Annotated in this window: 19 protein-coding genes; 10 read left to right on the top strand and 9 right to left on the bottom strand. The window is 63.9% G+C overall.

Features of this window, described 5'->3' with window-relative positions:
• Positions 1-77: 77 nt before the first annotated feature.
• The 7 genes from rfaD to ACOY6C_RS02695 all read right to left on the bottom strand — a co-directional run bounded on the left by rfaD (position 78) and on the right by ACOY6C_RS02695 (position 8,608).
• Entirely contained in the window at positions 78-1,031 is a 954-nt protein-coding gene (rfaD, locus tag ACOY6C_RS02725) for an ADP-glyceromanno-heptose 6-epimerase (RefSeq protein ID WP_420903946.1), read from the bottom strand.
• Positions 1,032-1,034: 3 nt separating this feature from the next.
• On the bottom strand, positions 1,035-2,528 hold the full coding sequence (gene rfaE1, locus ACOY6C_RS02720; RefSeq protein WP_420903945.1) for a D-glycero-beta-D-manno-heptose-7-phosphate kinase: 1,494 nt from the start codon (positions 2,526-2,528) through the stop codon (positions 1,035-1,037).
• 71 nt (positions 2,529-2,599) lie between these two features.
• Positions 2,600-3,580 (bottom strand): Wzz/FepE/Etk N-terminal domain-containing protein, encoded by a 981-nt coding sequence (locus ACOY6C_RS02715; protein ID WP_420903944.1) that lies wholly within the window; start codon positions 3,578-3,580, stop codon positions 2,600-2,602.
• Between the two features lie 100 nt (positions 3,581-3,680).
• Positions 3,681-4,376 carry an acylneuraminate cytidylyltransferase family protein gene (locus tag ACOY6C_RS02710; protein ID WP_420903943.1) on the bottom strand — a complete coding sequence of 232 codons (696 nt, stop codon included), beginning with the start codon at positions 4,374-4,376 and terminating at the stop codon, positions 3,681-3,683.
• Between the two features lie 17 nt (positions 4,377-4,393).
• Positions 4,394-5,485 carry an N-acetylneuraminate synthase gene (gene neuB, locus ACOY6C_RS02705; RefSeq protein WP_420903942.1) on the bottom strand — a complete coding sequence of 364 codons (1,092 nt, stop codon included), beginning with the start codon at positions 5,483-5,485 and terminating at the stop codon, positions 4,394-4,396.
• Positions 5,482-6,660, bottom strand: a complete 1,179-nt coding sequence (gene neuC, locus ACOY6C_RS02700; RefSeq protein WP_420903941.1) for a UDP-N-acetylglucosamine 2-epimerase — start codon at positions 6,658-6,660, stop codon at positions 5,482-5,484. The genes neuB and neuC overlap by 4 nt, the downstream gene beginning before the upstream one ends.
• Before the next feature lie 148 nt (positions 6,661-6,808).
• Positions 6,809-8,608, bottom strand: coding sequence for an ATP-binding cassette domain-containing protein (locus tag ACOY6C_RS02695; RefSeq protein WP_420903940.1), 1,800 nt, complete (start codon positions 8,606-8,608; stop codon positions 6,809-6,811).
• A gap of 108 nt (positions 8,609-8,716) precedes the next feature.
• On the opposite strand from ACOY6C_RS02695, the gene ACOY6C_RS02690 reads away from it, so the two are divergent.
• Genes ACOY6C_RS02690 through ACOY6C_RS02670 form a run of 5 tightly spaced genes read left to right on the top strand, consistent with a single transcriptional unit; the run spans position 8,717 to position 12,343 of the window.
• Positions 8,717-8,884 (top strand): hypothetical protein, encoded by a 168-nt coding sequence (locus ACOY6C_RS02690; RefSeq protein ID WP_420903939.1) that lies wholly within the window; start codon positions 8,717-8,719, stop codon positions 8,882-8,884.
• A gap of 9 nt (positions 8,885-8,893) precedes the next feature.
• Positions 8,894-9,202 (top strand): DUF3301 domain-containing protein, encoded by a 309-nt coding sequence (locus tag ACOY6C_RS02685; RefSeq protein ID WP_420903938.1) that lies wholly within the window; start codon positions 8,894-8,896, stop codon positions 9,200-9,202.
• A complete protein-coding gene (locus ACOY6C_RS02680) occupies positions 9,199-9,348 on the top strand; it encodes a hypothetical protein (protein ID WP_420903937.1) in 150 nt (49 codons plus the stop codon). The genes ACOY6C_RS02685 and ACOY6C_RS02680 overlap by 4 nt, the downstream gene beginning before the upstream one ends.
• A 1-nt stretch (position 9,349) precedes the next feature.
• Positions 9,350-9,970 carry a hypothetical protein gene (locus tag ACOY6C_RS02675; protein ID WP_420903936.1) on the top strand — a complete coding sequence of 207 codons (621 nt, stop codon included), beginning with the start codon at positions 9,350-9,352 and terminating at the stop codon, positions 9,968-9,970.
• 48 nt (positions 9,971-10,018) lie between these two features.
• A complete protein-coding gene (locus ACOY6C_RS02670) occupies positions 10,019-12,343 on the top strand; it encodes a response regulator (protein ID WP_420903935.1) in 2,325 nt (774 codons plus the stop codon).
• Between the two features lie 109 nt (positions 12,344-12,452).
• Here the strand turns inward: ACOY6C_RS02670 and ACOY6C_RS02665 are convergent, their stop codons facing one another.
• Positions 12,453-13,580, bottom strand: a complete 1,128-nt coding sequence (locus ACOY6C_RS02665; protein WP_420903934.1) for a hypothetical protein — start codon at positions 13,578-13,580, stop codon at positions 12,453-12,455.
• A 303-nt stretch (positions 13,581-13,883) separates the two neighbouring features.
• Positions 13,884-14,168 carry a hypothetical protein gene (locus ACOY6C_RS02660; RefSeq protein WP_420903933.1) on the bottom strand — a complete coding sequence of 95 codons (285 nt, stop codon included), beginning with the start codon at positions 14,166-14,168 and terminating at the stop codon, positions 13,884-13,886.
• A gap of 230 nt (positions 14,169-14,398) precedes the next feature.
• On the opposite strand from ACOY6C_RS02660, the gene ACOY6C_RS02655 reads away from it, so the two are divergent.
• From ACOY6C_RS02655 to purH, 5 genes are all read left to right on the top strand, one after another.
• A complete protein-coding gene (locus ACOY6C_RS02655; RefSeq protein ID WP_420903932.1) occupies positions 14,399-19,090 on the top strand; it encodes a response regulator in 4,692 nt (1,563 codons plus the stop codon).
• Positions 19,091-19,118: 28 nt separating this feature from the next.
• The gene (locus ACOY6C_RS02650; RefSeq protein WP_420903931.1) at positions 19,119-20,909 is read left to right on the top strand and encodes a putative bifunctional diguanylate cyclase/phosphodiesterase; all 1,791 of its coding nucleotides are present in this window, start codon (positions 19,119-19,121) and stop codon (positions 20,907-20,909) included.
• A 505-nt stretch (positions 20,910-21,414) separates the two neighbouring features.
• On the top strand, positions 21,415-22,482 hold the full coding sequence (locus ACOY6C_RS02645) for an AI-2E family transporter (RefSeq protein ID WP_420903930.1): 1,068 nt from the start codon (positions 21,415-21,417) through the stop codon (positions 22,480-22,482).
• Positions 22,479-23,684 carry an RsmB/NOP family class I SAM-dependent RNA methyltransferase gene (locus tag ACOY6C_RS02640; RefSeq protein WP_420903929.1) on the top strand — a complete coding sequence of 402 codons (1,206 nt, stop codon included), beginning with the start codon at positions 22,479-22,481 and terminating at the stop codon, positions 23,682-23,684. Before ACOY6C_RS02645 ends, ACOY6C_RS02640 begins: the two co-directional genes overlap by 4 nt.
• Positions 23,685-23,707: 23 nt before the next feature.
• Complete coding sequence (purH, locus tag ACOY6C_RS02635) at positions 23,708-25,312, top strand: bifunctional phosphoribosylaminoimidazolecarboxamide formyltransferase/IMP cyclohydrolase (protein ID WP_420904249.1); 1,605 nt, start codon at positions 23,708-23,710, stop codon at positions 25,310-25,312.
• Positions 25,313-25,603: the final 291 nt, after the last annotated feature.

The following is a 25,603-nucleotide window of genomic DNA, read 5'->3' as shown; positions in this document are numbered from 1 at the left end:
TCACCAGGATCGACTCCTCCTCTGCCGTGCGCGCACCCGCAGGAGAAACCGCGCCAGAGGTGAACCGGGTGTCGATCTCACGCGTCCCGCTGTTTTCTGGCGACGACAAAGGCCGCGATCCCCTCTTCCAGGGAGTGGAACGGCGCATCGTAGCCCACCGCGCGCAACCGGGAGATGTCGGCCTCGGTGAAGCTCTGATACTTCTCCTTGAGCACCTCCGGCATCGGCACGTATTGGATCTCCCCTTGTCCGAGCCGCTCGATCAGGGTGCGCGCCACGTCGTTGAAGGCGCGGCTCTTGCCCGTGCCGACGTTGAAGATCCCTTGCACCGATCCGCTGTCGGCCAGAAAAAGATTCACCTTCACCACATCCTCGACGTGGATGAAATCCCGCCGCTGCTCGCCATCGCCATACCCGCCGCTGCCGGTGAACAGCTTGACCACGCCGGCGTCGAGGATCTGGTGGTACATCTGGTGGATCATCGAAGCCATGCGCCCCTTGTGATCCTCGCGCGGGCCATAGACATTAAAATAACGCAAGCCAGCCACCGCCGAGATGCATCGCGGAAGGTGGCGCTGCACATACTGATCGAAGAGCAGCTTGGAATAACCGTAGACGTTCAGCGGCTTCTCGTTGTCCGGATGTTCGATGAACACCTTCGAGCCGCCGTAGGTCGCGGCGCTCGAGGCGTAGATGAAGGGCACGTTCTGCTCCTGGGCAAAGTGAAACAGCTCCTTGGAGTAGGTGTAGTTGTTGTCCATCATGTACTGGCCGTTGTACTCCATGGTGTCGGAGCAGGCCCCCTGATGGAAGATCGCCCGGATGCGGGTGTTGCGCAGCCGTCCGGAGCGCAACAGGTCGCGGAATTCGTGCAGATCCATGTAATCGGCGATCTCCAGATCGCGCAGATTCAAAAACTTGTCCCCCTGCTTGAGGTCATCGACCACCAGGATGTTGGAATCACCCCGACGGTTCAAGGTGGACACGAGGTTGGCGCCGATGAATCCGGCTCCGCCGGTCACGATGTACATGGGTCAGCTGGCTCCCTGAGTGGTTTGAATGTGATTCAAGATGTTGCTGCTGCTGCGTCCCGGCTCCAGGGGAATCAGGGCCACCTGTCCGCCCCAGGCTTTCACCTCCCGACCGCCGACCACCTGCTCTTCGGTGTAGTCGGCTCCCTTGGCGAGGATCTCCGGACGCACGGCACGGATCAACGTCAGGGGGGTCTCCTCGTCGAAAAGCAGGATCAGATCCACCGAGGCCAACGCGGCCAACACCCGGGCGCGATCTTCCTGATGGATCACCGGGCGGCTGGGTCCTTTCAAGGCCGACACGGACCGGTCGGTGTTCAGGCCGACGATCAACCGGTTGCCCAGGGCGCGCGCTTTTTCCAGATAGGTGACGTGTCCGGCGTGGAGCAGATCGAAACAGCCGTTGGTGAAGACCAGACGCTCCCCCTTCTGACGCCACGATTCGATCCGGGTCAAGGCGACATCGAGCCGGCAGATCTTGTCGGCCTGGGTCAGCACCTCCTGGGAGTGGAAGGCGGCGAGCAGTTCGTCGCGATGGATCGGCGAGGTTCCCACCTTGCCCACCACCACCCCCGCCGCCAGATTGGCCAGATGCAGGGCATCCAGACGCGACAGACCGGCGGTGAGCGCCGCCGCCAACACCGCGATCACCGCATCTCCGGCGCCCGACACATCGAACACCTCGCGGGCCATGGCCGGAATCCGAACCGGAGGTTGATCCCCCTCCACGAGGGCGATCCCCAGCTCGCTCAGGGTCACCGCCAGAAAATCGGCCTGAATGCGCGCCCGCAGCTGCTCTCCGGCGACCAGCAGCGGATCGAGCTTGCCGGGATGCATGGGAATGGCCTCGGCCAGCTCGCGTCGGTTCGGGGTGAGCGTGGTGGCGCCTCGATACTTGTCGTAGTTCATCCCCTTGGGATCCACCAGCACCGGCACCTCCAGGGTACGCGCCGCCCAGATGATCGCCTGGCACACCTGTTCGGTGAGGGTCCCCTTGCCGTAATCCGACAGGATCACCGCATCCGGACGCGGTTCCCGTTGCAGCTGATCCAGAACGTGACCCGCGAAGGTGGACCAGATCTCCTCGGAGACCGGATCGGTCTGCTCCCGGTCGAGACGCAGCATCTGTTGGCGTCCACCGAGGATACGGGTTTTGACGATGGTGGGTCGATCGGTGAGGGCATGGACCGCCTCGATGTCGATGCCGGTCTGATGGAGCATGGTCTTGAGAGCCTCGCCGTCAGCGTCCGCGCCCACCCAGCCGCACAGGCGGGTTTGCAGCCCCAGGTTGGCCAGGTTCACCGCCACATGGGCCGCACCGCCACACCGTGCGGTCTCCCGCCCCACCTTCACCACCGGCACCGGGGCCTCGGGCGAGATGCGGGTCACCTCTCCCCAGATGTAACGATCGAGGATCAGGTCGCCCGCCACCAGCACGGAACGACCGTGAAATCCGGCATTCAGAGCCTCTTGGACTCGGGCGCGGTCTTGGAACATGGGCTTGTGATGCCTTTCATGCAGAAAAACGAATGATTTGAAGACGCACGGCCACCTCCCGTCAACACGCCCTAGGGGGTGATCGAGGCCAGACGCTCCTTGCGCGCGCGCCAGCCGTGCCGCATGAAGACGGCCATGACCCCCAGAATGACGCCCCCGACACTGCCCAGAACGACAATCATGGCCCGTTTCGGCCAGATGCGTCGTTCCGGAACCACCGCCGGATCGATGACCTTGAAGGCGAACTCCAGACGACCGTTGGCCAGCATGATTTTCTTGATCTGATCCTCGGTCAACGAGGCGATGACCTGTTTGAGTTCCAGGATCATGGCCTTGGCCAACTCACCGTTCAGATAATCGATGTTGCGCCGCGCCTCCTCGATGGCCAGGCCTCGCAGGTGGCGATTGACCCGTTCCACCAGAAGGTTGGCCCACTGGGCGGTCTGTTTGGCATCCTTCCATTCGAGGGTCAAGGTGACCAGCCCGGTTTTCTTGTCCTCCATGATTTTCAACAAACTTTTCTGGAACATTTCAACCCCCTGGAACAAGGAAGGCTGTTTCTTCGGATCCTGTTCCTTCCAACCCTTCGCCGCGGCGTCCCAATGCTCCTCGAACAGAACCGGCAGGAGATTCTCATCGCGGATGAACTCCTCGATGAAGATTCTGGATTTCAATTTGGCGATCGCCGCATCCTTGGAGGTGCCCCCACCCCCGATGTTGATGCCGGCCATGGCCGCCAGGCCACCGAGCTGGGCCATGGCCCCGCCTTTCTTGGCATCGTCCCCCGCAGGTTCGAGCAACACATCGGCCTTGAAGATCGGAGTGGCCATGAAGGCGTAGGTCAAGGCCAAGGCGATACAGACCACCGTGACCAGTGCGATCAAACCTTTAGCCTGCCACAGCATCGCGATCAGCTTGAAAACATCGATTTCACCATCCTCGGACGGTCGCGGCTCGGAAAAGTCGGCGGACATGGGGATTTTCTCAAGAGAGGTCATGGTATCGAGCCGTGGTTGGTTCCAATGGATCACCGAATGGGTCGCTGCCGGCATGCCGAACCATTATTTACCTTAATGGTTTGCAAAAGGCAATCGCGCGCGAAGGGATTACGAGCATGCGAAGCCTGACAACCCTCGATCTCATCGTGTCCGGTCAGACTCCGGATGCGCGCAGCCACCACTCCGCGACCAGGAAATCCCGTTCGCTGTCGATATCCAGGGAGCGTTCCGGCGGCATGACGTAGGCAAGGGTGCGGGCGTCGATGAAGCGATGCGACTGCCGGATCCAGGCGGTACGCACCAGATTGAGCGCGCCGTTGAGCTGACAGACCGGGGGCAACTCCTGCCGGTTGCGACGGGTGGCATCCCCGGACAGCACCGGTTCCATGGCGCCGTCCGCCTGGACGTGGAACATCCAGTAGGGACTTTTGTCCGCCGGCGTCACCCCGACCACGCTGTCGGCGCGACGTTCCACCGCCAGACGCAGGGCGTTGCGGATATCCTCGGCGCACCGCAGGGGCGAGGTCGGTTGCAGCCAGAGCAGCCAGTCGTAGGATTCGGGCAGGGTGTCCAGCAGGTGCAGGGCGACGTCGATGGCGCGCGCGTCGTCGCCGGCCAGCTCCGGGGGGCGCGGAAACGGCACCTCGCAGCCATGGGCGCGGGCGGTGGCGATGATCTCGTCATCCTCGGAGGAGAGGATCAACCGGTCGATCTCCGGACAGAGCCGCGCCGCCTCGATACTCCAGGCCAGAAGCGGCTTGCCGGCCAAGGGACGGATGTTCTTGCGCATCACCCCCTTGGATCCACCACGGGCGGGAATCACGGCCAACACGGTTTCGGCGCCTATCATGGCCAACAACTCCTGTATTACGGTTCGATGAGGGCGTCGAGGGGATAGTCCCGGCTGGCGACGCGCCCCAGCCACTGCCAGTAGGCCATGGGCGAAATCCCGTTTCCCGGACGCTTGACCCCGAGATTGGCGCTGGTGAACGGCTCGCCGCACCGGATCGGAGCGATGGCGACCAGACTCTTGCGGGCCACCTCCCGGTTGCCCATCTCGGAGGGCATGGGTCGCTTGCGACCGTCGCCGAGCGCCAGTTCCACCTGGCGGATCGCCTCGACCATGCCTGTCAGCTCATCGGGCTCCAGAGAGGCGCGATGGTCGGGTCCGGGCAGGGTGCGATCCAGGGTGAAGTGTTTTTCGATCACGCACGCCCCCCGCGCCACCGCCGCGATCGGGATGGCGATGCCGGGGGTGTGGTCCGAGTAACCCACCGGCAGTCCGAAGGTGTCGCCGAGGTTCTCCATGGCGCGCAAGTTGACCTCGGCGAAGGGGGCGGGATATTCGGTGGTGCAGTGGAGCAGCGTGACGTTCTTTTGCAACTGTGCGGCCCCTTCGGGATGCCGTCGCACCCTGGCGAAGTCGTCGGGCTCGGGCGGAAAATCCCCCATGATCATGCCGAAGGCCAAAGCGCCCAGGGCGACCGAAATCTCGTTCAGGGTGGACATGCCGGTGGAGAGGATCACCCGCTTGCCGGTGGCGCCGACCCGCACCAGAAACGGACCGTTGGTCACCTCCCCCGAGGAGAGCTTGATCGTCTCCAGCCCCATCCCGGCCACGAGGAACTCGAGACTGACCGGATCGAAGGGGGTGGAGAGAAAGGCGATGCCCCGTTCGCGGCAATGGTCATGCAGGATCCGGTGCGCGGCGTGGTCGAGTTCGAGCTGGCGGATCATGGCCAGCTGCGACTCCTCGGGATGGGTGGAGAGCCGTTGATAGTCGGCCTTGGGGGCGTGCCGGCTGACCAGATCCTCGGCGCGGAAGGTCTGGAACTTCACCGCGTCCGCGCCGGCTTGCGCCGCGGCATCCACCAGACGCCGGGCCAGGTCCAGATCGCCGTTGTGGTTCACGCCCGCCTCGGCGATCACATACGCGCGGGTCGTTTGGGAAGGATTCATCTCGGGAGGGCTCCTGAAAACGCATGAAAGCCTTTTTTCAACAGATCCGCGCGCGCGCTGAGATCCAGACCGGCCAGAATCCGCACGATGCGCGGGGCCGTGCATCCATCCCCATAAGGGTTGACCAGGGTGGCGAGCGAGGCGCGGAACGCGGCGGAACGGGCCGTTCCGAGCGCCTGGCGAATCGCCCCGGCCTCGCACGGACAGTCCAGCACATGGCCGGCCCGGATGCGACCAGCCTGACGGTCGCCGATGTTGATCACCGGCAGCCGGAAGGATGCGGCCTCCAGGATGCCGCTCGAGGAGTTGCCGATCATGAGCGCGGCGTGGCGCATGGCGGTCAGATAGCCCCGTTGTCCCAGACTCTTGACGAGGCGGAACCGCTCCGGATGGGTCAGACAGTGGCGTTCGAGCGTCGAACGGATCGCCGCGCCGCCGGCATCCAGATTGGGCATGGTGATCAGAGTGGTCAGATCGGTTCCGGTGAGCGCTTCCAGGATGGTGGCGGTCTGCCGGGCGGCCTCGGCGTGATCGTCGAGGGTGACCGGATGGTAGGTGAGGAGCGCCACCGGGTTGACCGCGAAATCGATGCCGGTCAGGGCGGTCAGCTCCGCCGGTTCCAGGGGCGGCGTGTTGACGATGGCGTCGATGCCCAGGGCGCCGACCACATGCACCCGTTCGGGGTGTTCCCCCATGGCCAGGATCACCCGCGCATACTCCGGCAGGGCGGGAAAATGCCAGGTGGCCATCTTGGTGACCGTGTGGCGGATGGTGTCGTCGATGGCGCCCAAGGTGGTTTCGCCGCCGTGCAGATGGGCGATGGGGATTTTGTGCAGCACCGCCGCCATGCAGACCGCCCACAACTCGAAGCGATCGCCGAGCACCAGCACCAGATCGGGCCGCAGACGGGCGAAATGGCTGGAAAAACCGCTCAACCCCGCGGCCACGGCGCGACAGATCCCATCCTCGGAGTCCACCTCCGGGGTCATGGGGATCGAAGTCACCGCATGTCCGTCGGCCTGGATGAAACGGATCGTCCCGCCCTGGGCCTCGACGAGATGACCGCCGGTGGCGACGATCTCCAGGGTCAGTCGCGCCTCGCCCCGGATCGCCTGGATCAGGGGGGAGAGCAGGCCGTAATCGGCCCGGCCCGTGGTGACGAGGGTGATCTTCAAAGGTTTGCACCTGCCGCGAAAGAGGGGTGGATCCGGCTTGTCGAACGCTCCGCGAGCGCCCATGCTGACAAACGCAAATTCCGGACCAGGGAGCGGGCAAAGAGCGGTCGGCGGGTCGCACGGCGCGTGTTGGCGCTGGTGCGGGCCGTTACGGATCCATCCCCTCCAGCGCCTCCCAGCGGGCATAGGCCGCGCCCAGCTCCGACTCCAGGGCCGTCAGCCGCGCCTGATCGGCGGTCAACCGTTCCGGAGAGTTCCGATAATAGGTCGCCTCGGCCATGGCCGCATGCAGCACCCCCTGTTCGGCCTCCAGGGATTCGATGCGGGCCGGCAGCCCCTCCAGCTCGCGCCGCTCCTTGTAGGAGAGGCCTGTCGCTTTTTTCGGCGCGGGTGGCGGTGGCTTGGGAGCGGCCTTCCGGACCACCGCCGGGGCCGCGACCACCGGCGGGGGCGGTCGCTGTTGCAACCAGTCGTCGTAACCGCCGGCATATTCGCGAATCTCTCCCGGCTCCCCCTCGAAGACCAGGCAACTGGTGACCACGTTGTTCAAAAAGGCCCGGTCGTGGCTCACCAGCAGCAGCGTGCCGGCGTAATCGGCCAGAAGCTCCTCGAGCAGGTCCAGGGTATCGGTGTCCAGATCGTTGGTGGGCTCGTCCATGACCAGGATGTTGGCCGGGTTCAAGAACAGCTTGGCCAACAGCAAGCGGTTGCGCTCCCCGCCGGAGAGGATCTTCACCGGGGAGCGGGCACGGGCCGGCGGAAAGAGGAAGTCTTGCAGATAGCCGATGATGTGACGGGTCTGACCTCCCACGCTCACCATCTCGCGTCCGTTGGCCACGTTGTCGGCAACCGTCTTCTCCTCGTCGAGTCCGGCGCGCAACTGATCGAAATAGGCCACCTCCAGGTTGGTGCCGAGCCGGATCGAACCGGCCTGCGGAGCGAGCCGTCCGAGCAGCAGATTCAACAGCGTGGTCTTGCCGCACCCGTTGGGTCCGATGATGCCGATCTTGTCGCCACGCTGCACCACGGTGGAAAAGTTCCGGATGTAGGGCACGCCATCGTACTGGTAGCCCACCTCCTCGGCCACGGCGACCAGTTTGCCCGATTTTTCCGCCAGCTCGGCGCGCAGACGGACCCGTCCCTCCAGCTCGCGCCGCGCCCGGCGCTCCCCGCGCATCCTCTCCAAGGCGCGCACCCGCCCTTCGTTGCGGGTGCGGCGCGCCTTGATCCCCTGGCGGATCCATGTCTCCTCCTGGGCCAGACGCTTGTCGAACAGGGCGTTGGTGACCGCCTCGGAGTCCAGGGCCGCCTCCTTGCGCTGCTGATAGAGCCGGTAATCCCCCGGCCAGTCGGTGAGCCGTCCCCGATCCAGCTCCAGGATGCGGGTGGCGATCCTTTCTAAAAACATCCGGTCGTGGGTAATGAAGAGCAGGCCCCCCCGATACCCCTTGATCACCCCCTCGAGCTGTTCGATGGTGGCCATGTCCAGGTGGTTGGTGGGCTCGTCGAGCAGCAGCACGTCGGCCTCGGCGGCCAGGGCGCGGGCGAGCAGCACCCGGCGCTTGAGACCGCCGGAAAGGGTGGCGAAGGGAGCATCGCCGTTGAGGCCGAGCAGCGCCAGAAGACTTTCGACCCGCGCCGCCACCCTCGGCAGATCCTCGGGATGGAGGGGCGCGGAGTCCGGCAGGGCCACCTCGCGGGCCACCCCTTCCAGATCGCCGGGCACCTCCTGATCGAGGGTGGCGATGGTGATCCCCTTGGCGCGGATCACCTCCCCCTCGTCGGGTTGGCACGTTCCGGCCAGCAGGCGCAGCAGGGTCGATTTGCCGGTGCCGTTGCGACCCACCAGGCAGACCCGCTCGCCCTTGTCCATGGAAAAACTGGCCTCTTCCAGAAGAAGCGGACCACCAAAGGCGAGTTTCACGTCGCGCGTACCGATCAGGGCCATGTTTGCTTGGATTTCCGGTTTGCAAGGAGTGGGAATCGGGTATGATACGCCAAGATGGTCTGAAAGGTGAATCGATTTTGTGATTTTCTTCAAAGAGGAGATCAACCCATGTCCGCTCACGTCAAATCGGAACCAAAGGTGGAGTGCTGGCGGCGCGACGGCGCGGGGTGGCGGATGCCCGATCGGATCGGACGTCACACCCGCCCGCGTCTGGAACCCCTGGAGCCGGAGGTCACCCTGGACGAGATCTGCGCCGGCCTCGACTGGCCGGGATGATGCGCGAACATGGAACCGTGGGCCATTCTTTCCCTGGTGGTGTTGGCATGGGTATGGCATGGCTCCATGCGGGCGCGGGAGATCGCCTGCGCCGAGGCGCGCGTCATCTGCCATCGCATGGCCTGGGCGTGGCTCGACGAGACGGTCTCCTTGAAGTCGCTGGGCTTCGCGCGGGACGGGCACGGCAGGTTGAGACTCCGGCGCATCTATGCCTTTCGCTACCTGGAGGCCACCCATCTGATCCGCGAAGGGGTGGTGATGCTGGTCGGGGATCAGATCCAGACGGTGTTGCTGGATACCGCACGACTCGATGCATGAGCGGTGGTTGGGCCATGGCCCAAGCCGGCGCGGGTGATGATGGCCTCGCCAACCCGACTCTGGGACATGCCTCGACGATGGTCGGGATGCCGGGAGGCCGGCATCCTGAAAAATTGGGGGTACTCTTGATGATGGACGAGGGCTGACATGCGCATCCGGTTTCTGGAGGAGAAGGTATCCTGGCTCAAGGGGTTCTTTCTGTTCTACCTGTTTTTTCTGGTGATGTTCTTCGCGGCGGCCCCGTTTTTGACACTGTGGCTCTACTCGGAGACCAGCGTCACCCGGACCCTGCTGCCCCAACTGATCGGCTTTTGCATGCAGGGGGGCTTTCTGGTGGTGCTGTTCGCCCTGTATGAAAAACGGGCCACCGTGGATACCCGCCAGGCCTGGAAAGGGACCCTGCGCGCTTTTCTGGCTCCGCTGGTCGATCCCTGCCTGGCCGCCTGGAAACCCGCGCATCTGCCCGAGAACAACACCTGGTGGCCAGAGCCGCCGATGATGCGCGCCGGCATCGACGCCCTGCACGCCGAGGGAATGAACGCGGAACTCCGGGAGTCGCTCCGGGAGATCGCGCAGGAGCGGTTGCCGGCCATGCACTCCCTCACCACGCTCGCCGCACAGATCGATCATGCCCATCTGGCGGCCTGGCTGGAGCTTCTGGTGGTGTTGCGCGGGATCGAAAAGGCCGAAGATGACGCGGAACTTGATCAACTCGTAATCCGAATGTTGGAGACGGTGGTCCGTTTCGATGAACTTTTTTTCGTGTGAACGACTCAAGATCCGGGGGAATGTCGTGACGCGCGGAAGGGGAACCCGGTGAGCAATCGACGCGAAGACGGTGACCAGGGGGGGATCTCCTGGCAACCCTGGCTGGTCTGGATCGCGGTCGCGACAGGATGCGCGGTGGCGGAAGGCCCGGTCGCGGGTGCGGTGGCGCTGGCCCTGGGGGGAGCGTTCGGGGCAGGCATGCGCATCGGCGCCCGTCGGCATGGCGCGCCCTCTCCCCCCGCGCCGCTGGCGATACCCCAGCCGATCGAGTCCTCCGTCACGCCCGACCCGGAACCCCCCGCGCCATCCCCGGCAGAAACCCGGCTCCTCGAAAAAATCGCGACACTCGAGGCAGAACTGGCGCGCGCCCTGTCCGAAAGTCAGGCCAAAAGCGAATTTCTGGCCATCATGAGCCACGAAATCCGCACCCCCATGAACGTGGTGCTGGGGATGCTGGAGCTGTTGCGCGAGGCGCCTTTGGATTACGAACGACGCGAACAGGTGCGGCTGGCATATGGATCCGGCAAGACGCTTTTGGCGCTGATCGACAATGTGCTGGATTTTTCCAAGATGGAGGCCGACCGGCTGGAGCTGGACGAGGTGGATTTCGATCTGCGCGCGCTCGTGGACGAATCGGCCCTGATTCTGGCGACCCTGGCCCATACCAAGGAGATCGAGCTGACCCCGTTCTTTCCTCACGGCATGCCGACGGCGGTACGCGGGGATGTGAACCGGCTGCGACAGGTGTTCACCAACCTGCTCGGCAATGCCATCAAGTTCACCCCGGAGCGTGGCAGCGTCGAACTGCATGGCGGTCCGGTGGGACCGGGCAGCGAAGGACGCACCGAGTATCTTTTCGAGGTGCGCGACACCGGACCAGGGGTGCCGGAGAGCGATCGCGAACGGATCTTCGACATGTTCGCCCGTGCCGAGGAGCATCGGGCGCAAGGATTTCCCGGCACCGGCCTGGGACTGGCCATCAGCCGGCGTCTGGTGGAACGGATGGGTGGCGCGATCGGGGTTGACGACAACCCCCATGCCCGGACCGGCAGCATCTTTCATTTCAGCATCCAGCTCCATCAGCAACCCCAGGGAGCTGGCGTCGAGCCGGGACGGGATCTCTTCAAGCATCTGCGCGTGCTGGGGGTCGAGATCGACGGACTGCAACGGCTGTTTCTGGAGGATGTGTTCGAGCTGTTCGGCTCGCGTTTCGATTTCGTCGCCGAGACCGAAACCGCCCTGTCCGTGCTGCGGCACGCCAGACAGGAGGGCCATCCGTATGATCTGGTGCTGCTCAACCAGAAGCCAGGCCAGGAGAATCCCCTCACCTATCGGGCCTTGCGGGATGGGGAGTCGCGTTGGAAATTCATCCTGTTGACCGACATGCTGGATCAGGGGTGGGATGACGCCTCGGACCTGCCCGGCGCCTCGATCTGTCTGAAAAAACCGGTGAGCGCCGAACGGTTGCGTCTGGCCATCGAGTGGCTGCTGCTGCCCAGGGAGGGGGCGAGCTGTCCGGTGGTGACCCCGGCCCAGCGTCGTGAGGCGGATTCGGTCCAGTACGACGCCCACATCCTGGTGGTGGACGATCATGCCGCCAATGTCACCGTGGCGCGCGGCATGCTGACCCGCCTGGGGTGCACGGCCAGTCGGGTGATCGGCGCGCGGGACGGTCAGGAGGCGGTGGAACGGTTCATGGCGCGGGATTTCGATCTGGTGCTCATGGATTGCCAGATGCCCGGCATGGACGGATACGAGTCGAGCCGACGGATTCGGGAGTGGGAGCGGGAACGGGAGTTGCCGCCGGTGCCGATTCTGGCCTTCACCGCCAACGTGACGACCGGAAGCCGGCAGCGTGGCGAAGAGGCGGGCATGTCCGAATTTCTCTCCAAGCCGGTCACCCTCGCGGAGTTGCGGGCGGTCTTGGAGCGGCATCTCACGCCCGTTCAGAAGATGCCATCCCTCCTCGCCGCCGCGCCAGGCGCCCAAGCCATCGCTCCGCCCGTTCCGGAAACGGTGGTCGCGCCTGAAAAGAGCGATGTGGAGATCCTGTTGGGCGCCATGGAGTCGATCGGCCTGCCGGAGGAGGATTTTCGCGATGTGGCCGGTCTGCTGATCACGCAGATTCCGGAGCTTCTGGACAGTCTGGAGCGGGACCTGATCGGCGGGGAGCACGAGGCGGCCCGTGCCACGGCCCATGTCTTGAAAGGGAGCATGGCCAACACCATCTTCCCGCAGTTGCAGCCGCACACCCGGCAGCTGCACGAGTGCATCAAGGGACGGAACTGGCGCGAGGCCGAGGTCGCCCTGGAACGGGTGCGCGGCCAGTTCAGTCCGGTCCACAAGGCACTGAGGGTCTTCTTGAGCCCGTAAACGCCTTGCCGAACCGCCCGTGCCCGAACCGCCCGCGCCGGCCCGCGATCCTGGCCACGACCGACACGCCGACGGCGCGGCGATCGCCACGCCATCGGCGACGCGATGACTACTTGACCGCGAACAGCTCGGTGAGCTTGCTCTGCCGGGATTCGATCAACGCCTTCTCCTCCTTGGGGAGGATGGCGGGGATGTCGGCCTGCCTGGCCAGGGTCTCGGTGAACTGCTTCTCCGAACTCTTGAGCTGATCCAGAGCGATCTTCTTTTGCGCCGGCGGCATGGTGGGAGCGTTGTTGATCACCTGCTTCTGGTTGGCGAACCACTGCTTGTGCATCTTCTCCATGTCGGCGCGCAGGGCCGCCGGATCGGAGGGATGGGCCGCGGCGGGAGCGGCGTTCGCCGGGGAGGCGACGGGCTTCAGGGATTTTTTCGCCTGCTCGAGCTGCTCGAGGGACTGCTGACGCTGCATGGGATGCATGAAGGGATTGGCGCGGATCTGCCGCTCCTGGGCATCGATCCATGCGGCCTGCCGTTGGCGAGCGGCCTCCACCGCATCGACCTGGGCGGTCGCCGGAGCATTCGCGGGCGCAGCATTGCTCTGGACGTCGCGCGCCATTTGGGCAAGAATACGTTGTTTCTCATACGGCGGAATGTAGGGATTGGCGCGGATCTGCTCCTTTTGCGCCTCGAGCTGATCCCGCATGCGCTTGTTGGCCGCGGCCATCTCCTTTTCCATCCGCTGGCGTCCCTCGGCCTGGCGGGCATCGTTCTCCTGGCGCTCCTTGGCGATGCGGGCCTCGTTCTCCTGGCGCTCCTTGGCGATGCGGGCCTCGTTCTCCTGGCGCTCCTTGGCGATGCGGGCCTCGTTCTCCTGGCGCTCCTTGGCGATGCGGGCCTGGGTTTCGGCCTGCCCCTTCTCCGACTCCACCAGCGCCAACCCGGTGTTGATGTGGTTGAGCAGGTAGTGGAAGCGGTCCGGATCCCAGTTCTTCTCTTTCAACTGGGCATTGAAGTTCGGGTCGCCGCGCATGCTCGCGACCAGCCAGGGGGTGCGCGCCGTGTCAAACTGGGGTTTCTGTTTGCCGAGCCACTGAACCAGTCCCGGATAATCGGCGACGAAGCGATCCAGTTCGGCTTGGGTGAAGGGTTGGGTTTCCTGGGGCTGGGCGGCCTGAAGCGTGACGGTTCCGCAAAGCAGCGCGACCCCAAGCGTCGCCGCGAGGAGCTGTTTATTCATGGACGGGATCCTTCTTGAACTAAGGTTGGAAGGGATACACGGACTTGATTGGGGACGGGCCCCTCTCCCATCGCACCGGAATCCCCCCATGGGGGTTTCACGGCACAAGGCGTGTTCTTTGTGGTATTGTGGCCGATTTTGCGCGACTTGGCAATGATTTGAAGCAAACGCTGATGAAGCGATGCGGCGTGCTCGGCAGGAAAGAAGCGGTAGCCGGGTTTTCACCGACCCACCCGAAACCCTCCAAGGGATCCACGGGTTGAGCAGGCGCTTTCCCGCCTCATGACGGGCAACCGGTGGGCATCAGGCGAAGATCATCCGCAGGGCATCGACGACCACCCAGCCGGCCAGGGACCAGAGCGCCACGAGCGCGGCGATCAGGGCCATGCGCATCCAGCGGATGAACAGGGTGTCGAGGTTGGGGACGCGCCGTTTCCGGGCAGGGGCCTTGGGCGCGGCGGTCTTGGCCGGGATGGAGACGGGCCAGGAGACCGGCATGGCCGGGATCAAGGCCGAGGGCCGGATTTTCTTGAAGATGGACCAGTTTTCCGGTTCCAAAAGGGTGCCGTGGTGAAGAGCGAGTCTCATGTCAGGGTTCTCCCGAATTATGCATGAATTCTCATTGTCGAGATCGTTGCAGTGCATCATAATTCATACCGCAATGCAAAAGCAATAAAAAAATTCAAAACTGGATTTTGTCACGCAATATTTTTTCTATCCGACTGTCCGGGATAAGGAGCCCAACCCTCCCCCGAACAGGAGCCGAAAAAAGATCCTCTCGACCCATCACCTCTACCGACCAACGCGCGCGAGGAAGGATGACCACCAACCAGGATCCGGGATCCCTGCGATCCCTCAGCGAACGACCGGGCCTCGTCCTGCTGGCCGTGCTGTTGACCGGGGCGATCTTCGCCTTCGACCTCATGCAGCCCCTCGACTCCGCGGATGGGGTGTTGTATCTGGCCGTGCTGCTGTTGGGGTGGTGGATGCCGGGCAACCGGCACCGGTTCCTCTACACCGCCACCGGTCTCTCCCTGCTGGTCCTCGTGGATTTCTGGTTGACCCCCATGCAGGAGGTCTCGGTCTGGCTGGCCCTGGTCAACCGCCTCTACGTGCTGCTCGCCATCTGGAGCGTGGCCATCACCTTGTGGATGGCCAAGGGGGCCCTGGATGCCCGGAATCGCCAGACCATCGAACTTCACAAACTCTTCGTGGCCGTGGAACAAAGCCCGGCGGCAGTCATCGTCACCAATGCCCAGGGGGTGGTGGAGTATGTCAACACCCGCTTCGAGACCTTGACCGGGTATGCCCGCGCGGAACTGATCGGTCTGCCCAATGGATTGGAACGGTTCGGCTTGCGCGAGGGGACACGCGCCGACACCCGGGTGGCCACCCCGGATCAACCCTGGCGGGGCGAACTGGTGAGTCGCACGAAGAGCGGCGAATCCTACCGATCATCCGTGGCGGTGGCGGCGGTGCGTGATCCGGGCGGGGAGATCAGCCACTTCATCGGCGTGCAGGAGGACATCACCGAGCGTCGCGAGCACGAACAGCGTCTGGCCCAGGCCAATCGCGCCTTGCGTGGCCGGTTGAGCTTCTCCGAGATCCTCTCCGCGAACGACGATGAGCGGGTGATGCTGGAACGGCTCTGTCGGGTGCTGATCGAGGGAACGGGATATCGGTGCGCCTGGGTGGGATTGATCGACCCGAATGACGACACCCACGTCCAACCGGTGGCTTCCCACGGTCACCACCCCACCCCTCTCCCGGATCGTCCCATCCACTGGAACGAAGCGTCCCTGGAAAAAAACCCCACCAGCATGGCCATCCGCACCGGTCGTCCCTGCGTGATCCAGGAGTTGCGCACCAGTCAGACCGATGCGACCTCTCCCTCCCCGCCCGGTCCGACGGGTCTGCACGCCTGCATCGCCCTGCCGTTGCGCATCGATCAAACCACCATCGGCGTGCTCACCATCCATGCGGCCCAGGCCGGGGCGTTCGACGAAATGGAGATCGACCTGTTGCGCGAACTGACCGTGCAGATGGCCGAAGGGATCCGCAACCTGCGCGAACGGCACCAGAAACAACGCCTGGAAAGGGAGCTTTCCGCCAACGAACGACGCTATCGCCTCCTCTTCGACGCCATGGCCAGCGGCGTGGCGGTCTACGAGGCGTGGAACGATGGAGAGGATTTTCTGCTCAAGGAGCTGAACAAGGCCGGCGGACGCATCACCCGCACCGACCCGGAGCTGGTGACGGGCCGCAAGGTCAGCGAAGTCTTCCCCGGCGTACACGACTTCGGTCTCTTCGAGGTGTTCCAGCGGGTCCACCGCACCGGGTTTCCCGAGCATCGCCCGGTGACCCTGTATGAGGATCAACATCTCCAAGGCTGGTTGGAAAACCATGTCTATCGGCTGGAGTCCGGCGAAATCGTCGCGGTATTCAACGATCGCACCAGGCAGAAACAGGCCGAGGAGAGCCTGCGCGCCTCCGAAAAGCTGATGCGCGATCTTTACGAAAACGCACCCGTGGCCTTCTTGTCCGTGGATGCCGGTTCGGGGCGCATCCTGCGCGGCAACCGGGCCGCCGACACGCTCTTCGGACAGGATTTCCAGCATGTCGATGGCGCCCGGTTCCAGGACCTGGTGGTCGATCCGGCCACGATGTACCTGCTCGCCGGTCCGGGGGTGCAGGATCGCGAGGTGGCCCTCAAGAAATCCACCGGCGAGATTCTGTGGGTAAGCCTGTCGGTCTCCCCGAAAATGGACCTCCATGGCGCGATCGTCGAGCATCGGCTGATTCTGGTCGATCACACCGAACGACGCCAGGTGGAGGAGAGCCTGCGTCAATACGCGGCCATCGTGGCCGCTTCCAGGGATCACCTGTCCTTTGTCGGGCATGACTACATCTATCGAGCGGTCAACCCGACCTATCTGCGCGCCCACGGCGCCAAACAAGGCGACATCGTGGGACATGCCGTCGCCGAACTGCTCGGAACCGCAACCTTCCAGAAGATTCGCGGCAATCTGGACCGCTGCCTGGCCGGGGAGTCAATCAACTATCAGGCCTGGTTCGACTATCCCGCGCTGGGTCGCCGCTGGATGGATGTCTCCTATTTTCCATACCAGCGCCGGGACGGGCGCGTGGAAGGGGTGGTGGTGGCGTCGCGGGACATCACCGACCGCAAGCGGATGGAAGACGAACTGCGCGCCAGCGAGGAGCGGGCCCGGCTGGCCAACCGCGCCAAGGGGGCTTTCCTGGCCAACATGAGCCACGAAATCCGCACCCCGATGAATGCCATCCTGGGCATGGGTCACCTGATGAAGCAGACCGGCCTCTCGGACCAGCAGCACGCCTACCTGACCAAGATCCAGGCCGCTTCCGAATCGCTGTTGCGCATCATCAACGACGTGCTGGACTTCTCCAAGATCGATGCCGGCAAACTGGAGCTGGAAATTCTGCCGTTCGATCTGTGTCAGATGGTGGAACGGGTCACCGATGGGGTGCTGGCCAAGGCGAGCGCCAATCCGGCCCTTGAGGTGCTGGTCTCGATTCCCCTGGATGTGCCGCGCCTGTTGATCGGGGATGCGGTGCGCCTGGGACAGGTTTTGACCAATCTGTGCGACAACGCGGTGAAATTCACCGCCCAGGGCGAGGTGGTGCTGGCGATCGTAAAACGCGCCGAGGGCCACGACTGGGTGGAACTGGAGTTCGTGACCCACGATACCGGAATCGGCATCGAAGCCGAACAGATCGACCGGCTGATGCAGCCGTTCCAACAGGCGGACAGCTCCACGACGCGACGCTACGGCGGCACGGGGTTGGGGTTGGCGATCTGTCGCAACCTGGTGGAGATGATGGGGGGCGCGTTGACCGTGGCCAGCAAACCGGGGGCCGGAAGCCGTTTTTCGTTCACGCTCCGTCTCCCCGTGACCCCGGACGTCCGGCGCGATTCGTTCCAGACCCCCGAGGATCTGCGCGGACGCCGGGTTCTGGTGGTCGATGACAACCCGGTCTCCAGGGAGATTCTCACCGGCCTGCTGCGCGCCATGGGGTTCGTCCACGAGGCGGAGGAGTCGGGCGAGGCGGCGCTCCTGGCGTTGCGCCGCGCCGCCCGCCGAGGCGAGCCGGTCGAGCTGGTGCTGATGGACTGGGCCATGCCCGGCATGGATGGGGTGGAGACCGCGCGCCGCATCATCGCCGATCCGGAGATCCCGTTGCATCCGGTGATCATCATGGTCTCGGCCTTCGACCGCGAAATGGTCATGGCCGCGGCCAAAGATGCCGGGATCTGTAGTTTCATCCACAAACCGGTCACCCCGTCGGCCCTCTTCGATGCCGTGATGGCGCGGTTCGGCAAGGCGTTGACCCGCGCGCTGGTCGAGGCGCCCGCCCACGATCCGCGCGGCATCGAGGCGCTGCGCGGCAAACGGATCCTGGTGGTCGATGATCTGGCCGACAACATCGAGCTGATCCGCGAAATTCTCACCCGCCGGGGCATCCAGGTGGTCGAGGCCCACGATGGTCGCATGGCGGTCGAGACGGTGCGGGCGGCGGATCCAGGGTTCTTCGATCTGGTGCTGATGGATATCCAGATGCCGGTCATGGACGGTCTGGAAGCCACCCGCCTCCTCGCGCCGGTCCCGAACGCACCGCCGATCATCGCCATGACCGCGAGCGTGCTCGCCGAGGATGTTCAATCCTGTCTGGAAGCCGGCATGCGCGACCACCTGGCCAAACCGATCATGGTCGATGCGCTGTTGAAAAAACTGATCCTCTGGTGCGACAGACCATCCGCAACCGAACCGTCCACGCCCCCCGGGGCGGAGCCCATGCCCGATCCGGTCAACACCCCCATCGACTGGGCCGCCGGCTTGCGACGCTGCGAAGGGGATGCCGGCTTGCAGGAACGGCTGATCGCCAACTTCAGACGTGAGTTCTCCACCGCGTCGGGGTGGATCCGTGAACCGTTCGACCAGAACCTCTGGGATGAAGCCTTGCGCCGCGTCCACAAACTCAAGGGGGCCGCGGCCAACATCGATGCCGTGGAGCTGGCCCGCATCGCCGGTTCCCTGGAAACCGCGCTGCGCAAGCTGGACACCTCCTCCGCCCAGGTGTGGATGTCCAAACTCGAAGCCGCGCTGCTGGCGGTGATCCAGGAGATCGAGCGCACCTCCGGACCATTCGAAAAGGTTTCCGGCACAGGGCATGATGGGGAAAGCCCCTCCTCACCCCCCGGCCAGGACTCGCCCTCACAGGCGCCCCACAACCAAATAAACGGGCGTTCAATCGATCAAAAAAATCTGTTGCAATCGCTACAGGAATTGGGCATCTTGTTAGACAAGGGGGATATTCGCTGCGATGTTGTGTACCGACGCATCGAGCGGGCTCTTTTTGAACTGAACGGGTTCGATGAGGTGGTCCTCCGATTGCATGGACACATGGACCGGTTGGAGATGGAAAAGGCAAAGCAGACCGTAGATGCATTGCTGCACCTGTTGAACCACTGAATCGTCGGCGCAGGACAAGGAGAGCCTCATGGAACCGGTCGAAACACTACCCACGGTTCTGGTCGTGGATGACTCACCCGACAACATCCGCCTGCTGGGGAACATCCTCCTGCGAGAGTGTCGGGTCTTGTTCGCCACCAGTGGCCAGGCCGCCATGGACAGCGCGGTCGCCAACCATCCAGATCTGGTGCTCCTCGACGTGATGATGCCGGAAATCGACGGGTTCGAGGTGTGCCAATGGCTGCGCGCCCAGGAATCGACCCGCGGAATTCCGGTCATTCTGGTGACCGCGTTGAACGATATGGACGCGGAGACGCGCGGTTTCGAGGTGGGCGCAGTCGATTTTCTCACCAAGCCGGTCAATCCGGCGGTGGTGCGGGCGCGGGTCGCCGCCCATCTGGCCTTGAAGAGACAACGCGACATTCTGGAAAAAACCAATCTCCGCCTTCAGGAGGAGATCCGGCGCCGAGAAAAACTCGAAACCCAACTACGCGAGCAGGCGGAGTACGATGCCCTCACCGCTCTGCCGAACCGCAAGCTCTTTCACGACCGGTTGCAACAGGCGGTTCTGGTGGGCGAACGGCGTCGCCGTCACTTCGCCCTGCTGTTCGTGGATCTGGATCGCTTCAAGTGGGTCAACGACACCCTGGGCCACGATGCCGGGGACACCCTGCTCATCGAGGTGGCCAGACGCCTGAAAGGGGTGGTGCGCAAGTCGGATACCGTGGCCCGCCTGGGCGGGGATGAGTTCACGGTGATCCTCTCCGACATCCTCCACGAATCGATGGCCGAACTGGTGGCGCGAAAAATTCTCGAGCAACTCTCCACCCCGTTCATCCTCAAGGGGCAGCAGGTGGCCATCTCCGGCAGCGTCGGCATCGGCATGTTCCCCGACGACGGGGCCACTCCCCACGATCTGGCCCGCAACGCCGACTCGGCCATGTATCTGGCCAAGCAGTCGGGTCGCAACGCCTTCCGTTTCTTTTCCGAGGAGATCGATCGTCAGGCTCACCAGCGCATGACCCTCGAGGGGGAGATGCGCCTCGCCTTTCAGAACGACGAGTTTTTCATCGACTATCAACCCAAGATCCGCCTGGCCACCGGACGACTCTCCGGCATGGAGGCGCTGGTGCGCTGGGACCATCCCCGCGAGGGGGTGCTGTTTCCGAAGCAGTTCATCCCTCTGGCCGAGGGGACCGGACTGATCACCCAGGTGGGGGCCTGGGTGTTGCGCACCGCCTGTCGCGATGCCACCCTCTGGATCGAGGAGGGATTCCCCGACCTGAGACTGGCGGTCAATCTCTCTGCGCTGCAATTCCGCGACGGCGAACGGTTGGTGAGCATGGTCGAGGAGACCCTGCTCGAAACCGGCTTTCCCGCCAAGAATCTCGAACTCGAGATCACCGAAAGCATGATGCTCGGCAATCCCGAACAGGCCGCCGAGACCTTGAATCAGCTGCGCGATCTGGGCATCTCCATCGCCATGGACGACTTCGGCACCGGCTTCTCCTCCCTGGCGTTGCTCAAACGCCTGCCGATCCAGGTGATCAAGATCGACCGGTCGTTCGTGAAGGATCTCACCCCGGATGGACGCAACGCCTCGTTCACCTCGGCGATCATCTCCATGGCCCAGCAGTTGGGGTTACGGGTGGTGGTCGAGGGGGTGGAGAGCGATCAGCAGTTGAACATTCTCAAACAGCAGGGGGGCGACGAGGTGCAGGGATTTTTCTTCTCCCCGCCCCTGGGTCGGGAGTCGTTCCTGGATCTGCTGCACGGACGTCTGCCGTTGGGCGCGGCCAAGGTGGTCAACGACGATTGAGTCCGGGAGAGCCCCCGCGCCGGATCTCGGCCACCCCGACCGGATCCCGGCGCGGGAGACCCGGCGGCGGGGCCTGCACCCGACTCCCGGCGCCGGGCCACCTTCGGCGGCGGGTGTTCGACGTTTCCGCCCGCTGCTCGCACCCCCTTGCCCCTGTCACGCACCCCGGTCGCGGCGGGTGTTCGACGTTTCCGCCCGCTGCTCGCACCCCCTTGCCCCTGTCACGCACCCCGCTCCAATCACGCCTCTGAAAAAACGGTCGATTCACGCTCCCTTCTTGACTCAAATCAACCTTTGTGCGGCATCGCACCATTCCGGCCCGCATGAATCCTGTTGGCGGACGGAATTTCTGGCTATAATCATCCGGACCATCCGACAAGCATCGACTGCCGCTTCTCCTTGCGATCGCGAACAATCGAATCTCCCATGCACGACATGGGATCGCCATTCCGAAACAACAAGGTCGAGCCATACCTGAACGAGCCTTTGAGGAGACGCCCAAGCCATGCCCCCCCTGCTCGCCGGATACCTGCAAAAACTCGACAACCCGCAGTTCATGGGACTTTTCCTGGCCCTGCTCGGCGCGCTGCTCACCATCACCTTTTTCGGCTCGGCCCTGGCCCCCTACCTGACCGCCGTGGTGTTGGCCTATCTCCTGGAAGGGATGGTGCGCCCGCTGGAGAGGCTGCGCATGCCGCGCATCCTGGCGGTACTGCTGGTGTTCAGCCTTTTCATCCTGCTTGGCATCGCCTTCTTTTTCAGCCTGGTCCCGGCCCTGGCCCAGGAGTTGTCGCGGGTTTCGACCGAAATCCCGAGAATCACCGAAACCTTGAAAGCCCTGCTGCATCAGATCACCCTTTCGGCCTCCGGATTCATCGACACCCCGTTCGCGGAGAGCATGTTGCTGGGTCTGGTGGAAAAATCCCAGGGGTGGGCTGCGGAGTCGATCTCCATGCTGCTCAAGGGGGGACTGCCGGGGTTGGTGTCGATGTTGGTCTACCTGCTCCTGGTCCCGTTTCTGATCTTCTTTTTCATGAAGGACAAAACCGAACTGCTGCGCGCCTTCTCCCGTTATCTGCCCAGGGAGCGCACGCTGCTGGTCAAGGTGCTGCGCGAGGTCAACGCCGGGGTGGGCGGATACATTCGCGGCAAGTTCTGGGAGATGCTCTTGTTGGGATCGGCCAGCTATCTGGGCTTCGTGCTGATCGGCTTTCAGTATGCCTTTCTGGTGGCGGTGCTGACCGGCCTGTCGGTGCTGATCCCCTTTCTGGGTCTGGCCGTGGTGACCATCCCGGTGATCGTGCTCGGCATCCTGCAATGGGGCATCACCTGGGAAGCCACCCATCCGCTGGTCATCTACGGCATTTTGCAACTGGTGGATGGCAACCTGGTGGCGCCGATGATCCTCGGCGAGACGGTACACGTCCACCCCACCACGATCATGCTGGCGGTGCTGCTGTTCGGTTCCCTGTGGGGAGTGGCCGGGGTCTTTTTCGCGGTGCCGCTGGCGGTGCTGGTGATCAGCGTGCTCGAGGTCACCGTGGCCAACGACGCGCAGGCGCCCGACGCATGACCCCCGATCTCTCCCACCGGCTGGCCGAGCGCGTCTTGGAAGAGATCCTCGACCATCACGCCTCGGCGGATGGGGCGTTGCGTCAACTCTTCTCGCAACGCAACTCCGGCTCCACGGAGCGGGCACGGGTGGGCGATCTGGTGTTTCATGCGTTGCGACACCTGCGGCGGCTGGAGGCCGACGCCGAATCCGCCGGCGGCAACGACCGGGTGATCCGACTCGTTGCCGCTGCCGCCAGCGACCTGGACACCCCCGCCGCGTCCCCCCTTTTCTCCCCCGCGCCGGTTCGCTGCTCCCTGCCCGACTGGCTCTGGGAGACGTTCGTCGCCCAGTGGGGCGAAGAACAGGCCCTGGCCCTCGGCATGGCCCTCAACCAACCGGCATCTACCGACCTGCGCGTCAACCGCGCCCGCATCGACCGCGACACCCTGAGTCAGCGTCTGTTGGCCGCCGGCATCCACACCACCCCCCTGGAGGAGACCCCCGACGCCCTGCGGCTCACCGGCCATCCGCCGGTGACCACGTTGGAGCCGTTTCACGACGGGTTGTTCGAGATCCAGGACAAGGGAAGCCAGTGGATCGCCCCCCTGCTCGGGCCGCGTCCGGGGGAGACGGTGGTGGATCTGTGCGCCGGCGGGGGCGGCAAGACCCTTCATCTGGCCGCGCTGATGCGCAACCAGGGACGCATCCTGGCCACGGATACCGATGCCCGCCGTCTCAACCGGCTCACCCAGCGCGCCCGTCGCACCCGGACCAGCCTGGTGCGGGTCCAGACGCTGCGTCACGAGCGCGACCCGTGGTTCAAGCCACACGTCGGCAAGGTGGATGCCGTGCTCGTCGATGCCCCGTGCAGCGGCACCGGCACCCTGCGCCGTCACCCGGAGATCAAATGGCATCTTGACCCGGCCCAGATCGCCGCGCTTGCCGACCGGCAGAGCGCCCTGCTCAACGCCGCCGCCACGCTGCTCAGGCCCGGCGGACGGCTCGTCTACGCCACCTGTTCCCTGCTGCGCCAGGAGAACCAGGCGGTGGTCGAACGTTTTGTTAATGAAAATCAGAACTTTCGACATCTCTCCGCCATGCCGCCCCTGGCGGCGCAAGGGTACGCAGGATTATACTTCCAGGAGCGGGATCTCGTGATTCTGCCGCACGTCGCCGGGTGCGACGGCTTTTTTGCCGCCCTTTTGCAGAGGAACCGTTAACGGTTGTCGAACCACACATGAGCATGATTCCCATCAAACGCGCCTTGATCAGCGTATCGGACAAAACCGGATTGGCCATTCTGGGTGAGGGACTGGCCGCCATGGGCGTGAGCATTCTTTCCACCGGCGGCACGGCGCGCGCGTTGCAGGGCAATGGCGTGGCGGTGACCGAGGTCTCGGATTTCACCGGGTTTCCGGAGATGCTCGACGGGCGCGTCAAGACCCTGCATCCGCGCATTCACGGTGGACTGCTCGGGGTACGCGACAACCGCAAGCACCAATCCCAGATGAAAGAGCACGATCTGGAGCCGATCGATCTGCTGGCGATCAACCTTTATCCCTTCGAATCCACGGTGGCCCGTCCGGGGTGTACTCTGGAGGAGGCGGTGGAGAACATCGACATCGGCGGTCCGGCCATGATCCGTTCTGCGGCCAAGAATCACCGTTGGGTGACGGTGCTGGTCGATCCCGAGGATTACGTCCGGGTATTGGCCGAGATGCGTGCCAATCATGGCGCGGTATCGGCGCGCACCAACGCCGAGTTGGCCCGCAAGGCTTTCGCGCGCACCGCCGCCTACGATGCCGCCATCGCCAACTGGCTCACCGCGCTGGATGCGGACAACAAGCCGGGGATGTTTCCCGAGGTACTCACCCTGCAATTCGTCAAGCAGCAGGAGATGCGTTACGGCGAGAATCCCCATCAGCGTGCCGCCTTTTATCGGGACGGCTCCCCGGCGGGCGGCAACATCGCCCATGCCCGTCAGTTGCAGGGCAAGGAGTTATCTTTCAACAACATCAATGACGCCAATGGCGCTTTTGAGCTGGTGCGCGAGTTTTCCGAGCCCACCATTGCCATCATCAAGCACACCAACCCATGCGGCGTGGCCACGGATCCGGATCTGCTCACCGCGTATTTACGTGCCCGTGACACGGATCCGGTTTCGGCCTTTGGTGGGGTGATCGCGGTGAACCGTCCGGTGGACGAGCCATTGGCCAAGGAGATCGCCACCACCTTCATCGAAGCGATCATCGCGCCGGGTTTCACCGAAGCGGCCCGGAAGATCTTGTCCGGAAAGAACAATCTCCGGCTGTTGGAGACCTCCTCGCCGTTGGCGCCGGTCATCTCCCGCGAGGGGTTGTTAAAAATGGATCTCAAGCGGGTGGTTGGAGGTTTGTTGGTGCAGCAACCGGATGTTGGCGAGTTGCGCGAGGGGGATCTCAAGTTGGTTTCGCGGCGTGCGCCCACGCCCGAGGAGCGGCGCGATCTGTTGTTTGCCTGGAAGATCGCCAAGCATGTCAAGTCCAACGCCATTGTTTACGCCCGTGATCTGACCACGGTGGGGGTAGGTGCCGGCCAGATGAGTCGGGTGGACTCTTCGCGCATTGCCATTGCCAAGGCCAACGATGCGGCTTTGGCTGCCGGGCGATCCGGCAATCCGGTGGCCGGATCGGTGATGGCTTCGGATGCCTTTTTCCCGTTTCGGGATGGGATTGACGCGGCGGCGGCGGCGGGGGCCACGGCGGTGATTCAGCCGGGCGGATCGATTCGGGATGAAGAGGTGATTCAGGCGGCCAACGAGCATGGCATGGCGATGTTGTTCACCGGGGTGCGGCATTTCAGGCATTGAGGCGGAAGAAGGGACCGCAACCGTCGCGGGGGACGGGGGACCAAAGGTCCCCGGCGGAGGTTCGGAGGCGGAGCCTCCGAGGTTGTGATTTTGGCGTCGCAGGGGACCGGGGACCGAAGGTCCCCGGCGGAGGTTCGGAGGCGGAGCCTCCGAGGTTTTGACTTTGCCGGCGTCTTTGGCCTTTGTCTTTAAGTCTTTGGCGCGCTCTTCAAAAAAAGCGATTTTCACGTCTTTTTGTGAAAATCGCTGCGCGCTGCCTTGGCTGCGGGAAGGTTTCGCGCTTTTGGCGAA

Source organism: Candidatus Magnetaquiglobus chichijimensis (assembly GCF_045865675.1).
GTDB classification, from domain to species: Bacteria; Pseudomonadota; Magnetococcia; order Magnetococcales; family Magnetaquicoccaceae; genus Magnetaquiglobus; species Magnetaquiglobus chichijimensis.
The sequence above is the reverse complement of the archived record's forward strand: the minus strand, read 5'-3'. Positions and strand labels throughout refer to the sequence as shown.